At 63.7% G+C, this 13079-nt stretch carries 15 protein-coding genes; 8 read left to right on the top strand and 7 right to left on the bottom strand.

Annotated features, from left to right (window positions below):
- Positions 1–139 precede the first annotated feature (139 nt).
- Positions 140–583 carry a DoxX family protein gene (locus tag AC1DW9_RS17795; protein ID WP_441508060.1) on the top strand — a complete coding sequence of 148 codons (444 nt, stop codon included), beginning with the start codon at positions 140–142 and terminating at the stop codon, positions 581–583.
- A 106-nt stretch (positions 584–689) separates the two neighbouring features.
- Here the strand turns inward: AC1DW9_RS17795 and AC1DW9_RS17790 are convergent, their stop codons facing one another.
- The 6 genes from AC1DW9_RS17790 to AC1DW9_RS17765 form a co-directional block, all read right to left on the bottom strand.
- On the bottom strand, positions 690–1628 hold the full coding sequence (locus AC1DW9_RS17790; protein WP_476775441.1) for a LysR family transcriptional regulator: 939 nt from the start codon (positions 1626–1628) through the stop codon (positions 690–692).
- A 74-nt stretch (positions 1629–1702) separates the two neighbouring features.
- Positions 1703–2077, bottom strand: coding sequence for a nuclear transport factor 2 family protein (locus tag AC1DW9_RS17785; RefSeq protein WP_441508058.1), 375 nt, complete (start codon positions 2075–2077; stop codon positions 1703–1705).
- Positions 2078–2151: 74 nt separating this feature from the next.
- A complete protein-coding gene (locus AC1DW9_RS17780; RefSeq protein WP_441508057.1) occupies positions 2152–2895 on the bottom strand; it encodes an SDR family NAD(P)-dependent oxidoreductase in 744 nt (247 codons plus the stop codon).
- Positions 2896–2968: 73 nt separating this feature from the next.
- Positions 2969–3892 carry a VOC family protein gene (locus AC1DW9_RS17775; RefSeq protein ID WP_441508056.1) on the bottom strand — a complete coding sequence of 308 codons (924 nt, stop codon included), beginning with the start codon at positions 3890–3892 and terminating at the stop codon, positions 2969–2971.
- Between the two features lie 81 nt (positions 3893–3973).
- On the bottom strand, positions 3974–4831 hold the full coding sequence (locus AC1DW9_RS17770; protein ID WP_441508055.1) for a fumarylacetoacetate hydrolase family protein: 858 nt from the start codon (positions 4829–4831) through the stop codon (positions 3974–3976).
- A 90-nt stretch (positions 4832–4921) separates the two neighbouring features.
- The gene (locus AC1DW9_RS17765) at positions 4922–5743 is read right to left on the bottom strand and encodes an FCD domain-containing protein (protein ID WP_476769016.1); all 822 of its coding nucleotides are present in this window, start codon (positions 5741–5743) and stop codon (positions 4922–4924) included.
- A gap of 74 nt (positions 5744–5817) precedes the next feature.
- Here AC1DW9_RS17765 and AC1DW9_RS17760 point away from each other — a divergent pair, with 74 nt between their 5' ends.
- The 7 genes from AC1DW9_RS17760 to AC1DW9_RS17730 are packed head-to-tail and all read left to right on the top strand — an operon-like array spanning position 5818 to position 12205.
- Entirely contained in the window at positions 5818–6963 is a 1146-nt protein-coding gene (locus AC1DW9_RS17760; protein ID WP_441508053.1) for an ABC transporter substrate-binding protein, read from the top strand.
- A gap of 51 nt (positions 6964–7014) precedes the next feature.
- Positions 7015–7902 (top strand): branched-chain amino acid ABC transporter permease, encoded by an 888-nt coding sequence (locus AC1DW9_RS17755; protein WP_441508052.1) that lies wholly within the window; start codon positions 7015–7017, stop codon positions 7900–7902.
- A gap of 4 nt (positions 7903–7906) precedes the next feature.
- The gene (locus AC1DW9_RS17750; protein ID WP_441508051.1) at positions 7907–8854 is read left to right on the top strand and encodes a branched-chain amino acid ABC transporter permease; all 948 of its coding nucleotides are present in this window, start codon (positions 7907–7909) and stop codon (positions 8852–8854) included.
- The gene (locus AC1DW9_RS17745; RefSeq protein ID WP_441508050.1) at positions 8854–9657 is read left to right on the top strand and encodes an ABC transporter ATP-binding protein; all 804 of its coding nucleotides are present in this window, start codon (positions 8854–8856) and stop codon (positions 9655–9657) included. The genes AC1DW9_RS17750 and AC1DW9_RS17745 overlap by 1 nt, the downstream gene beginning before the upstream one ends.
- A gap of 3 nt (positions 9658–9660) precedes the next feature.
- Entirely contained in the window at positions 9661–10380 is a 720-nt protein-coding gene (locus tag AC1DW9_RS17740; RefSeq protein ID WP_476855143.1) for an ABC transporter ATP-binding protein, read from the top strand.
- A gap of 43 nt (positions 10381–10423) precedes the next feature.
- Positions 10424–11233: an SDR family NAD(P)-dependent oxidoreductase gene (locus AC1DW9_RS17735; RefSeq protein ID WP_441489947.1), complete on the top strand. Its 810-nt coding sequence runs from the start codon at positions 10424–10426 to the stop codon at positions 11231–11233.
- A gap of 57 nt (positions 11234–11290) precedes the next feature.
- Complete coding sequence (locus AC1DW9_RS17730; RefSeq protein ID WP_441508048.1) at positions 11291–12205, top strand: VOC family protein; 915 nt, start codon at positions 11291–11293, stop codon at positions 12203–12205.
- 202 nt (positions 12206–12407) lie between these two features.
- Here the strand turns inward: AC1DW9_RS17730 and AC1DW9_RS17725 are convergent, their stop codons facing one another.
- A complete protein-coding gene (locus AC1DW9_RS17725; protein WP_441508047.1) occupies positions 12408–13040 on the bottom strand; it encodes a VOC family protein in 633 nt (210 codons plus the stop codon).
- Between the last annotated feature and the right edge of the window lie 39 nt (positions 13041–13079).

Here is a 13079-nt window from a genome sequence, read left to right as displayed (position 1 = left end):
ACACGGCCGGCGAAGACGCGTCCCGGCGCCGCTTCCGCTCTTCCTCGCCCCGAACGCAACAGGCCGCTGCGCCGCATCGCCGATGCGTCGCCCCACTCGACCGATCGATCACCCACGTTCCGCAATCTGGATCCCCGTCATGGCTGAAAACCTGGATAAGCAGCGCGCTATCATCCCGAAATTGGCGCCCCTCTACGCCGCTCTGGAACCTCTGGCCTATGCGGCAATGCGCGCCACGTCCGGGCTGATCATGGCGACATTCGGCTGGACCAAGCTGTTCGGTGACGGCATGACCCGCGACATCGAACTGTTTCAACGGCTCGGTCTGGAGCCGGCCGTGCCGCTCGCATATTTCACCAGCGGTCTGGAATTGCTCGGAGGTCTCGCCATCGCGATCGGCCTTCTCACCAGACCGCTCGCTTTCATGCTGTTCATCCAGCTCGTGGTGATCCTCGTGATGGTCATGATCCCGCGCGGCACCGGCTATCACCTGACCGTGGTCTGGCTCGGGACCTTCGCCCTGATGTCGGTGCATGGCGGTGGCCGGCTGTCACTCGATCGCTGGCTCGGCCGGGAATTCTAAAGCATCGGCCCGAAAAGTGGATTGCGGTCTTCGGGAAAGCCGATGCAAACACAAAGGGTTAGATCATCGAACCGGATACGATATCCGGTCCGATGATCTAAGGGCGTCAGCTGGCCGAGCCCTGATCGCTTGGGATCGTCCAGGGCACACCGTTCGCCAGCCGCTTGCTCAGGTAGTCCACAAGTGTCCGGACGCGGTGCGACAGATGGCGCGTCGGCGGATAGACTGCGTAGATCGTATCCGGCAGCGGCTCGTCATCGGGCAGGACATGGATCAGCCGCCCCGCGCGAACAGCATCGGCCGCAATGAACAGGGGCAGGACCGCAAGGCCGAGGCCAGCAATCGCCAGATCGCGCATGACCTCGCCATTATTGTTGACGAGATGGCTGCGTGTCACCACTGTGCGCGGGCGCATGTCCGGAGCGATGGGGAGGAACTGCCAGAGCCGGCTGGCATGGGCATTGGCGTAGTCGATGCAGTTATGAGCCGAGATCTCGTCGATGGACCTCGGCAGCGCCGTCTCCCGGGCATATGCGGGGCTGCAGCAGACGATGCGCCGGCTCTGGCACAGCTTTCGCGCGATAAGTGAGGAATCCGGCAACCGCCCGATGCGGATCGCGAGGTCATAACCGCCCGCAACCAGATCCAGCATGCGATCGTCAAGGTCGATCGCGAATTCGACGCCAGGGTGGAGCCGCGCGAAATCAGCCAGCATCGGACCAAGATGCAATGTCGCAAAGCTCATCGGTGCCGTCACCCGCAAGCGCCCCTTCAGCGGGCCCGTACGGTCGGTCACCACCTCCACGGCTTCATCGATGCTGCGCAGCGCGTCGCGCATATGGTCGTGGAACAAGGAACCCTGTTCGGTCGGCGTGACGCTGCGGGTCGAGCGGTGGAGGAGCGCGACGCCGAGCGCCTCTTCGAGATCGCTGATGCGTTTGCTGACCACGGATTTCGACAGCTTCAGCTCACTCGCCGCAGCCGTAATTCCCCCGGCTTCCACCACCTTGAGGAAGGTCAGCACATCGTCGAAACGCCAAGCCATTGTTCGATGATAGCGAACCATCACCCCTTAGCGAAAGGGCTTCGGCACCGTTTCAGCCACACGGCCAGCGCCAGCTACGAAACCGGCGTCGGTGCATAGGCCACGAAGCGCCATTCTCCAGCTTCTCGGAGCCATACGGCAAGGTAGCGATTGTTCAGAGATTTCGCGGTGCCGTTGACCGTGACCTCCGCCTTCATGACGCCGGTCACCAATGCGACATCCCCAAAGACCTTGATCTCCTGATCCTCGTTGGAAATCGCGTGATAGTCGAAGAACTTCGCGCCGACCTTCTGCAGGTAGCTTTCCTTGTCGTCGCGCGCTGCGTTGGAATGCGTATAGGCGAGGCTGTCGGAGAGCATGTCACCAAGCACGGTGAGATCCGCCTGCAGCATGGCGTCATAGCGCCGCTTCTCCAGTTGCTCGATTGCGCGGATCGTCGGGTCGGTCATGAACGTATCCTCGAATGGTTTCGGGCAATGCCGGTCTGGATCTTCAGAGACTTGGATTCTCAGAGTCCGGGCCTTCAGATCGTCCGGCCGGCATCGATCTTGAGATGCGCTCCGGTCAGATGTGGAAGCTGATCGCTCAGGGCAAAGGCGACATAGCGCCCGAGTTCCTGCACATCGACGACCTCGCCCATCGGCAGGCTCTTCGCCACCTGATCGAGATAGCCGGGCATGGCACGCGTGGCATCCGTCGCCGTCGTGCCCGGGACGAGCGTGTTGACCCGGATCCGGTGCGGCGCCAGTTCCAGCGCGAGGCCTTGCATCAGCGCGTGAACGCCGCCCTTGCTCGCAACATAGGGCAAGAGGCCAGACACCGGCCGCAGGGCGGTCGACGATCCGGTCGCAATGATGGACCCGCCCCCGCCTTGCCTCACCATCACGCGTGCGGCCTCCAGAACCGTCAGGAAGGTTCCGGTGAGATTGACGTCGAGAACCTGCTGCCAGTCCTCCAGCGTGAGTTCCGCAGCCGGTTTTCGCGCGCCGATGATGCCGGCATTCGCCACGGCAGCATCGATGCGCCCGAAGCGCTCGACCGCCGCAGAAAACAATCGGCTGACGGCCACCGCCTCTCTGATATCGGTTGCGACAGCCAGAGCATCACGCCCCGCGCTCCCAAGCGCTGCCGCCACGTCCGCGAGTTTGCTCTTGTCGAGCCCCGCTACGATGAGGCTCGCCCCCTGCTCTGCACAGGCCTCTGCTATGGCCCGGCCGATGCCGGATTCCGCTCCGGTGACGACGATGACTTTTCCGGAAAGCAGCACATCTCTCTCCCATCTCAGGATGTTCCCGAGAGCCGCTGCTGCGGACTTGACCTCCGCAGTAGCGCCGGACGATTCAGCCGCGCGCGGAACCGTGCCCGTCGAAGACAGCGAAATCGGTGTGGTGCTGGATCCATGGGCGCGGCGGCGGCGCGCCCCAACGGTTCACGACCTTGATATTGGTCAGGTCCGCATCGATATCGGCAACCTTCGGCTCATACCCGGTATCGTTCGCGATGACTTCCATCTCCGACGAACACTCCACCATGAAACCTGCCGGATCGAGATAATAGGCGAAGAGATTGTCGCCCGCGCCGTGACGCCCGGGCCCCCAGACTACAACGCGGTCCAATGCGTCGAGCACGTCGCCGAGCCGCATGAAATCGGTGAACTGGGCAAATTCCCAGGCGTAATGATGGATGCCCGGTCGAGCCCCCTTGACGATCCCGACCGTGTGATGCCGTCCGTCGGCAGCGCGAAGCCAGACCAGTTCACATCCCGAGGTGCGCTCCGAAATCTTGAGACCAAGGGTCTCGTGCAATTCACCGTAGATCCGCCAGGGATCGGGAGACGTCAGATTGACGTGACAAATGCCGCGCGGGTGAATCCCGGCCCCGGCGTAGCGCCGTGGCTGGTCCGCCGGCATCGGAGTATGAACTTCGAAGACATGGCCATCGCTGGTCGTGAAGGTGACCGAGCGCTCGATGCATGGCAGCGACGGCTCGCGGGACAAGACCGCAAGTCCAACCGCTGAGGCGCGCGAGGCCGCGGCCTCGACGGCATCGCCATCCAGTGCCTCGAGGCCCACCGTCCGCGCTGCGTTGCCGGAAGCCTGATGCAACATCAACTCCGCGCGACGGCCTGTCGCCGTCAACACGGCGCGCCCGTCATGGTAGTCGACGATGCGCAACCCAAGGACGCTTTCTGCATCCCTTACGCATGCATCCAGATCCTCGACATTCAAGGCCATGTAGCTCTGGCGGGTAACCAGCGGCGTCATGAGCGTAAACTCCCTCGTTCAGTCCATTTCTTTTGGGCTATTCTTGTTCTTGCTTGGGTTCAGTGCGACGCGGCGGCGCGGCTAGGCTGCGCTCGCCACAGCGACCTCGTCGCGCACCGGATTCCGGAGCACGCCGAGCCCTTCGATCTCGACCTCGCAAATGTCGCCATCCTTCATGAAGAGCGGCGGCTTGCGGGCAAATCCGACCCCAGCCGGCGTTCCGGTAATGATCAGGTCGCCAGGCTCCAGCGTGATCGCCTCGCTGAGATAGAAGATCAGGTCGGCAAGCGGGAAAACCAGATCGCTGGTATTCGCGGACTGGACCACCACGCCATTGAGGCGCGTCTCGATCTTCAAGCCCTTGCCGCCCGGCGGCAACTCGTCGGCCGTGACGAATTCGGGGCCAAACGCGCCGGTATCGTCGAAGTTCTTGCCGACCGTCCATTGCGGTGACTTGAACTGGTAGTCCCTGATCGAGCCGTCGTTGAAGATCGAATAACCCGCGACGTGGTCGAGCGCCGCTTCACGCGAGATATGCCGGCCGCCTCGCCCGATCACGGCCACGAGCTCGCCCTCGAAATCAAGCTGGGCCGATACCGCTGGGCGGACGATGGCTTCGCCATGGCCGATAAGGCTCGACGCAAAGCGCGGGAAGACGGCCGGATAGCTCGGGACGTCCTTGTAGGGGCTCTCGGCCGCGTGATCGACATAGTTCAACCCGACGCAAACGATCTTGGGCGGTCGGGCAACCGGCGGGAGAAAGCGAAGGGTGGCCTGGTCCAGTCGCTTGCCCCGCGGCGCGCGGGCCAGCGCGGCAACGGCACCGGGTCCATCCGCAAGGACCTTGCCGAGATCGACGGAACCGAGATCGAAAAGCTCAGCGCCATCACGGACGGCCAAACCCGCCTGCTGACCCGAGACATAACTCACGTACCGCATCGCCATCTCCTTGATTGGATGTCGAGACGGTAGCAGCCAAAATCCGGGCGTCAACAGATTTTCGAATATCTTTCTATCTGTCGATAATGTCTACAGGTCGACCGACAGCACCCCGTCTGCCGCGAGAAGGATCTGCACGGTCCGATCCAGGTGGCGACGAACGAGGAAAACAGCGGCATCCGAATCGCGGGCGAGCGCTGCGTCCGCAATCTCTCGATGCTCGGCGAGATGGTCGCGAGGCTCACGCAAGTACTGCACCGACAAGCGCCGATAGCGATCGGCCTGGTCGTATAATTGCTCGCGAAAATGAAGCAGCCACGGGGAGCCGCAGGCCGAGACCAAGGTCAGGTGAAAGGCCCGGTGGCGCCTCTCCCATTCCGCATCGACAAGCCCGTCCGGTCCGAGCTTGGGCTTTTTGCTAAGCTCATGCAGGGAGGCGAGAATGTTGGCTTCCCAGGCATCATCCCCCTTCTCGATCGACAATCTCACCCCCATGGCATCGAATTCCTTGCGCATGTAGGTGATATCGAGAAGATCGGACCGCGAGACCGGAGCGACACGGAAGCCCTTGTGCTCCTCCAGAACCACCAGCCCATCGGATGCCAGCTTCATAAGAGCTTCGCGCAACGGGCTGAGGCCGATCTCATAGAGCGTCCGCAACTCCTCGAAACGGAGGCGCATGCCCGGCTTCAGTCGGCACTCCAGAATGTCGCGCCGCAGCAACTCGTAGATGCCCGACATCCGCGTACGCCCCTTCGGCTCTTCATTCGCCTGACGAGCGAGCTCGCGCTGGGTTGGGCGGACCAGATTCAAGATTGCCTCCACATCCTGGACATCGACATCGTGCCGCGGGTTGTAACATAAGCCCCGGAATATCGCATGATATCTTTTATTTTCGAAAATATTTGACATGACATGAAAATCTCGTAGCCTCCCCCTCAATCAAGGAGCGCGGCCAGCGCCCAATCCGGAGGGAGAAATCAGCCATGGCTCTGCAAGCCTATCGTTCGCTCATCGCACTCGCGCCGACCGCGCTGTTGTCGCTGTCCCCAATGCCTGCTCTTGCCCAGACGGCCGCCAGCGGAGCGCCGATCAGGATCGGCGCCGTGATCTCAGCCACGGGCGCCATTGCCGGTGTCGGCCTCCCTGAGCGGGAAGGCATTCTGCTTGCTCAGAAGACCTTGAACGCACGCGGCGGCGTGAACGGTCAGCCGATCGAGATTCTGATCGAGGACGACGCGTCGAGCCCGGATGTCGCCGTCAGCAAGGTCAACGCGCTGGTGCACTCTCACAAGATCAAGGCGCTGATCGGCACCTCCGGCATCGCCCAGACCGTCGCAGTCGGCGGCATCACGGCGCCGCTGAAGCTGACCCAGATCGCCTTTTCAGGGCTGGGACCTGCCGTCGAACGCGACCGGACCTGCGTGTTCCACATCACGCCGTCACAGGAGTTGAACGCACGTGCGCTGCTCTCCTATGTCCGCGACATGAAGGCGAGCAAGGTCGGCGTCCTGCATGATTCCGGCTACGGTCAGGTCGTCTGGAACAGCATGAAGGACCTCGCCGGAGAGTTCGGCGTCACCTGGTCCCAGGTCGAGAAATTCGAGATCGCTGCCACCGATCTGACGACGCAGGCCGCCAAGGTGAGGGCGAGCGCGCCGGATGCCGTCATCGTCATATCAACGTCTCCGATGCCCTTCCGCAATGCGCGGCAGGTGAGGCTCACGGCGCCGATCATCTCCGTCCACGGCACCGCGACCTATGACTACGTCAAGGCCATGGGCGATGCGGCCGACAACATCATCCACGCCGAGTTCCTGATCGCCGAAGACCCGCTGCCACATCAGCGCGAGTTCGTGGACCTGTTCCAGAAGGAACACGGCCGGCTGCCGAAGCATTTCGAGGCCGCGGGCTGGGATGCCGTGATGTCGCTGGCGCAGGCGCTCAAGACAGCCGGGCCCGATGCCACGAACGAAGCCCTCTGCAGCGCAATGCGCCGTCCCTACCAGGGCGTCATGGCGAAATTCGACTTTTCTGCCCCGGATATGGGCGGGCTGACGCTCGCCAGCTTCAACTACTCGAAGCTGGTCAAGGGCAAGTTCACGCGCCTCGACTACTCCGCCGCCAAGTGACCGTGGAGGAGCAGGTGCCGAGCGCCTGCCTTCCCTACCGGACCTCTCATCATGTCAGCCAGTCTCGTCATGCAGGCGATCCTGTCCGGGATCACCAACGGCTTCGTCTATGCGCTGATCGGCATAGGCCTCGCCGTGATCTTCAAGGGCACCCAGATCATCAACGCGATGCAGGGCGAATTCGCCGTGATCGGCGCGATGGTCACCGTCTTCGCACTGGAGCCCGTCGGCCTGCCCTATGGCTTGTCGATCCTTCTGGGCGTCATCTCCGGTGCGGCCGTCGGTGTCATCATTGATCGCCTGTTCGTGCAGCCGATGATGCGCCAGCGCGCGGGCGAGGAAAGCTTCTTGCTGCTCACCATCGGCCTGGCGGTCACGCTGTCTGCCGCAGTGCTCTATCTCGCAGGCCGCAACTCCTATCTCCTGCCGAGCTGGGGCGAAGAAGGCGTCATCGAGATCCTCGATGCCTTCCTGCAGATCCAGGCTCTCTGGCTGATCGGTACGGCGATCATCGTGGTCGTCGGTCTGCGCCTCTTCTACGGCAGGACGCTGCTCGGGCTGTCGATGATGGCGGCGTCCATGGATCCCGACGGCGCCGCCACGAACGGCATCAATGTTCGCCGGATGCGCTCTCTGACCTTCCTGCTCGGCGGCACCGTCGGCGCGATCGCGGGCATCCTTGTCGCTCCCCTGGTTGCGGTGAACTACCACATGGGCATCGCCCTGACCCTCAAGGGCTTCGCAGCCGCCATCCTTGGAGGACTGAGCAACCCGCTCGGAGCGGTGCTGGGCGGCGTCACGCTTGGGCTGCTCGAATCCCTCGCCGTCGTCGGCTTTCCCTCCGGCTACAAGGACGTGATCGCGCTCGCGATGATGATCGTCATCATGATCGTCATGCCGAACGGCCTGCTCGGCCGTGTCGGGCGGATCGGAGGCTAGCGCCATGGATAACCTGCGCCGACCTCTCCTGCTTCTCCTGCTTGCCCTGGCCTGGGCCCTCGCGCCGCTCCTGCTGTCGCGGCACCTGATCGATCTCTTCGTGTTCGCCGGCCTGTTCACCATCGGCGGGCTCGGTGTCGGACTGCTGCTCGGTCAATGCGGCATCGTCAATCTGGCCCAGGCGCTGTTCTACGGCATCGGCGCATACAGCTCGGCCTATCTCACGGTTCAGCTCGGCTTGCCGACCCTGGCCGGGTTCCTGGCCGGCATGGTGGCAAGCGCCTTGATTGCCCTCGCCGTGGGCTGGCCGGTCCTGCGCCTGACCGGCTTCTTTCTCGCCCTGGCCACGCTTGCCCTCAGCCTCATCGGCAATGTCCTGTTCTTCGAATGGGACTGGCTGACCGGCGGCACGCTCGGCATTGGCGGCATTCCCAAGCTCAGCATCGTCGGCTTCGCCTTCGATACGCCCGAGCGGGTCTACTACCTCGTCTGGCCAATCGCGATCCTCGTGCTGCTCCTCGCCGACAACCTCGTCCGCGGGCGTCCGGGCCTTGGCATGCGCGCCATGCGCGATGCCGCCCCGGCCGCTGAGGTCCTCGGCGTCGACATGCACCGTCTCAAGACTGCGATGTTCGTCATCTGCGCCATGCTCGGCTCGCTCGCCGGATCGCTCTTCGCGCACTACGTCTCCTATATCAGCGTGCAGAGCTTCACGGTCGAACGCTCGATCGCATTCCTCCTGATTCCGGTCGTCGCCGGCTCGACATCGGTCTGGGGGATCATCGCCGGCGCGCTGTTCGTCACATTCATCCCCGAGCTGCTCAGCGGTCTCGGCGACATTCACCAGGTTCTGTTCGGGCTGGCGCTGGTGCTGGTCGTCACCCTCTTGCCCGACGGGCTGATCGGAGGCGCAGATCGCCTCGCGCAACTCGTGAAACGGAGGATGGCGTGATGACTGCTGTCGCCGACCTGAAACGCCTCCCCTCGCGGCCGATCGACCTGCAAGCGACCCTGGAATTATCGGGCATCGCCCATAGTTTCGGCGGCTTCAAGGTGCTGTCCGATGTCAATTTCGCGGTCCCGCAGGGCCAGATCGTCGGGCTGATCGGGCCGAACGGGTCGGGAAAGAGCACCTGCTTCAATATCGTCTCCGGATTCCTGCGCCCCAAGGCCGGGCGGGTCCTGCTATCCGGGCGCGATATGGCTGCCGACAGCATCCAGGCGCGCACCCGTCATGGTCTGATGCGTACCTTCCAGACGCCGAAAGTATTCGAGCGCATGTCGGTGCTGGAAAATGTGATGGTGGGTCTGCACAAGGACGGCCGCAGCGGCATTCTGGCGAGCATGCTGCGCACGCCCACAGCGCGACGCGAGTTCGATCGGCTACGCAATACCGCCGAAGAGGCCTGTCGCAAGTTCGCGCTCGGCAAATTCCTGGATGCGCAGACCGGACGCCTGCCAGCCGGCCAGCGCCGCGTCGTCGAGCTTGCCCGCGCCTATGTCGGGGCGCCGCGACTGCTGCTGCTCGACGAGCCCTCCTCGGGCCTCAACACCGAGGAGATCGGGCAATTGCGCAGCTGGATCGCGATGCTCAACAGCGAGGGCATGACCATCCTGCTGGTCAGCCACGACATGGGCCTGATGACGATCGCCGACACCGTGCACGCTCTCTATTTCGGCGAGATCATCGCATCCGGGCCCATGGCTGCGATCCAGGCCGATCCCCGCGTGCGCGAAGCCTATCTGGGAGGCTGAGCCATGCTGCAGATCCAATCACTCCAGGCTGGTTACGGCGCCCTGCCCGTGCTGCATGGAATCGAGATGTCGGTCAGCCGGAACGAGGCTGTCGCGATCGTCGGCCCSAMKGGCGCCGGCAAGACGACGCTGGTGCGAACCTTGTGCGGTCTGGTGAGACCGATGGCTGGTCGGGTTCTCAAGGATGGCGTCGAGTTAACCGACCTGCCGCCGCACCGCCGGGCCGAGCGCGGCATCGCGGTTGTGCTCGAAAACAGAAATCTCTTCGTCGAGTTGACCGTTCGCGACAATCTGCGCCTCGCTGAAAGCGCCGGCCGAAAGGCCTCCGGAGGTAGCCCGCGCTTCAGCCTCGAGGAGGTGCTGACGCTCTTTCCTGCCGTGCAGCAGCGCTATCACTCGTCAGTCGGGCTGCTCTCGGGCGGGCAGCAGCAAATGGTCGCCATTGCCCGCGCGCTTCTCCTGCAGCCAGACCTCCTGATCCTCGACGAACTCACGACGGGGCTCGCCCCGAAGATCGTCAAGGAGATCCTTGGCGTCCTGAACAACCTGCGGAGCCAGGGCATGGCGATCCTGCTGGTAGAACAGAGCATCACGATCGCCGCCGAAATGACGGACCGGGCCTATGTGCTCTCCGTCGGCAAGGTCGCGCAGGAGATCAGGCGCGGCGAATGGCAGGGCGTCCTCGCCGACGACAGTCTCATCAAGGCCTACCTGCACGGCTGAATGCGCCGCAGAGCTTCACGACATCAAGTCAAGGAAACATCTCATGGAACTGGGACTTTCTGGGCGAACCGCTTTGGTGTGCGGAGCCAGTAAAGGCATTGGCAAGGGCATTGCACGAGCGCTGGCGCGAGAAGGCGTCAACGTGGCGCTGCTGGCGCGCGGACGAGAGGCTCTGGAGGAAGCCGCCGACGAGATCCGCAAGGAAACGTCGGTGACCGTGACCACCGTCTCGGCTGATATCACCCAGGCGGATTCAGTCGCATCCGCTGCGCAGACGCTTCGAGCCGTCCCCGGGTTCTCGACCCTCAACATCCTGATCAACAATGCAGGGGCTCCTGTCACGCGCAACGACAGGCAGGTGCTCTGGAACGATGACGAGTGGCGGGAGCTCATCGAGGTCAAGACGCTTGGCGCGCTGCGCGTCATTCGCGAATTTCTGCCGATGATGGCTCGCGATGGTACCGGGCGCGTCATCAACATCACCGGCTCATCGGGGATCGCGGTCTGGCGCCCTGCCATGCTGCACGGCTTGAACAATTCCGCGCTGATCCACACGACCGGCTATCTCGCCCAGGATCTCTGGAACGAGCGCATCACGGTCAATGCCATCGTGCCGGGATTGGTCGGCACCGAATTCCGGGAGGAATGGGCGGACGGCCTGGCCAAGCAGCAAGGCAAGACCCGCGAGCAGTTCCTCGCCGATTTCTGCCGCGAGCGCGGCATCTTCATGGAGCGTTGGGCCGAGGTCGACGAGGTTGCCGACCTGGCACTCTTCATCGCGTCCGATCGTGCCCGCTACATCAACGGCGCCAAGCTGAACATCGATGGTGGCTTCAGCGTCAACGCGCGCTGACGCCTGACAACACTCTCCACACCCGACCCGGCAACATACAGTCTCAGGAGTAGCAGCATGAGCCACCTCATTCGTCAGATGGGCTTCGTCGCCTTCACGACGCCCGATCCGGACGGGTCCGCGCAGGACCTCGCCGAACTCGTGGGTCTCAAGGTGACGGGCCGGCGCGGCGACACAGTGTTCCTGTCTTCGAATGAACGGCGCTGGGAGGTCGCGCTGACGCGAGGCGGCAGCCGCGCCACATTGGCGATCGGGCTCGAAGCATCCGACGCCGCAGCGGTCGACGAGATCGGGCGGCGGGTGCGCTCGGAAGGCCTGGAGATCCTGGACGACAGGCCGCTTCATGACGGCATCGAGCGCGCCATACGGTTCGCGACGCCATGGGGGCCGATCTTCGAGGTCCACACGCCCATCGCACGCGATCAGGCACAGCGCCATATCGGGCCTGGGGCGCGTGCCAAACGCATCGAGCACGTCAATCTCAAGGTTCCCGACCGGCTCGCCTTCAGTGACCTGTTGGTCAAGCTGCTCGGCATGGAGCTCTCGGATCGCACCGGCGGCGACGAATTCCGCTGGTTTCGGGCCGCCGACGGCTATCACCACACCGTAGCGCTTTGCCCCGGCGATGGCGATCTCCATCACTACGCCTTCGACTTCCACGCCCTCGAGGACCTCGCCGGCATCGCTGACGGGCTTGTCCTCAAGAACCGCTCGCTGCTGTGGGGGCCGGGGCGCCACGGCGCCGGTGGCAACGTCTTCCAGTATTACGTCGACCCCAATGGCTGCGTCGTCGAAATGTCGGTGGGGATGGACCGCATCGACAATGACCTGCTCTACGAACCGCGCAGCTGGACGATTTCACCGTCGCTTTCCGACCGCTGGATCAATCTCTGGGGCTCGCCGCCGCCGGCGAACTTCATCGATCCGGCGCTGGGCTTTGCAAGGTGCGCAGCCGCCGCCTACGCGGCATGACCCTCCGCACTCGCGAACGGCCCGCCGACAGGTGACCGCGGCGGGCCATCGCCAATCCGGACGCGGACCCCTGATCCTGACGGGCGCGCCGCGGCTCAACCGTCAGGGGAAAGCGATGCGAGCCACGCGCTGGCCGCTCGCTTCAACCAGACCTGTGAGCAGCGCCGGCCCAAGGAGCGGCCGATGGGGTCGTAGCAAAACCCTATGTCGGCAGCGATTTGCCGGCCTGCTCCTGCACGATGTACTCGGCATACCAGTCCGGCCAGTTCTCATCATGCTGGCCGCCGTTTCGCTTCTCGTGTTCGCCATGCGCGGCCGCCGCACGCCGGAGCGCGGCCGCGAGCTCCCTGGATGAGGCGAAGCGTGTATCACCCGCCTCGACCCGTCCGGGCAGACGCTGGGTGACCTCCTGCAGCAGCCATTCATTGCCGTCCGGGTCCTTGAACGAGAGCCACGACGCGTAGCTGCGCCGTGTCGGCTCGGGCCCGCTGCGACGGTCTCCCTGCTCGCCGTAATGGTAGATCTCGCCAACCTCGGCTCCGCGAGCGGCGAGTGCAGCGCGCGCCGCCACGATGTCGGAGACGATGAGATAGGGGGCCACGGTGTTGCCCTTGCCGAAGATGACAGAAGCGGGCGAGCCTGGAGGCGTGACCTGGATAACCCGGAAATTGTCGCCTGCAATGTCGGCATCAAGTCGCCAACCCAAGCCACCGTAGAAGCGCTTGGCGCGATCGACATCAGCAACGGGGATGCTGACGACCTCAAGCTTCAGGTCGGCCCCCAGGGCTCCGAGGCTCCGGTTTGCAGTCTCGCTGCGCAGTTGAGTATCGCTCATGTCGAACTCCTTCCATTCAGATGAGTGAGAGTTGCGACA

It is taken from the genome of Allobosea sp. P4_E12 (assembly GCF_056401655.1).
Note: the sequence above shows the minus strand (reverse complement) of the source record. Positions and strands in the feature narration are given on the sequence as shown.

Coding starts and splice junctions, on each gene's coding strand:
- AC1DW9_RS17790 (WP_476775441.1), bottom strand. CDS start 1,628: ATGGCTTGGCGTTTCGACGATGTGCTGACCTTCCTCAAGGTGGTGGAA.
- AC1DW9_RS17725 (WP_441508047.1), bottom strand. CDS start 13,040: ATGAGCGATACTCAACTGCGCAGCGAGACTGCAAACCGGAGCCTCGGA.
- AC1DW9_RS17765 (WP_476769016.1), bottom strand. CDS start 5,743: ATGTCAAATATTTTCGAAAATAAAAGATATCATGCGATATTCCGGGGC.
- AC1DW9_RS17770 (WP_441508055.1), bottom strand. CDS start 4,831: ATGCGGTACGTGAGTTATGTCTCGGGTCAGCAGGCGGGTTTGGCCGTC.
- AC1DW9_RS17795 (WP_441508060.1), top strand. CDS start 140: ATGGCTGAAAACCTGGATAAGCAGCGCGCTATCATCCCGAAATTGGCG.
- AC1DW9_RS17750 (WP_441508051.1), top strand. CDS start 7,907: ATGGATAACCTGCGCCGACCTCTCCTGCTTCTCCTGCTTGCCCTGGCC.
- AC1DW9_RS17735 (WP_441489947.1), top strand. CDS start 10,424: ATGGAACTGGGACTTTCTGGGCGAACCGCTTTGGTGTGCGGAGCCAGT.
- AC1DW9_RS17755 (WP_441508052.1), top strand. CDS start 7,015: ATGTCAGCCAGTCTCGTCATGCAGGCGATCCTGTCCGGGATCACCAAC.
- AC1DW9_RS17745 (WP_441508050.1), top strand. CDS start 8,854: ATGACTGCTGTCGCCGACCTGAAACGCCTCCCCTCGCGGCCGATCGAC.
- AC1DW9_RS17785 (WP_441508058.1), bottom strand. CDS start 2,077: ATGACCGACCCGACGATCCGCGCAATCGAGCAACTGGAGAAGCGGCGC.
- AC1DW9_RS17760 (WP_441508053.1), top strand. CDS start 5,818: ATGGCTCTGCAAGCCTATCGTTCGCTCATCGCACTCGCGCCGACCGCG.
- AC1DW9_RS17775 (WP_441508056.1), bottom strand. CDS start 3,892: ATGACGCCGCTGGTTACCCGCCAGAGCTACATGGCCTTGAATGTCGAG.
- AC1DW9_RS17730 (WP_441508048.1), top strand. CDS start 11,291: ATGAGCCACCTCATTCGTCAGATGGGCTTCGTCGCCTTCACGACGCCC.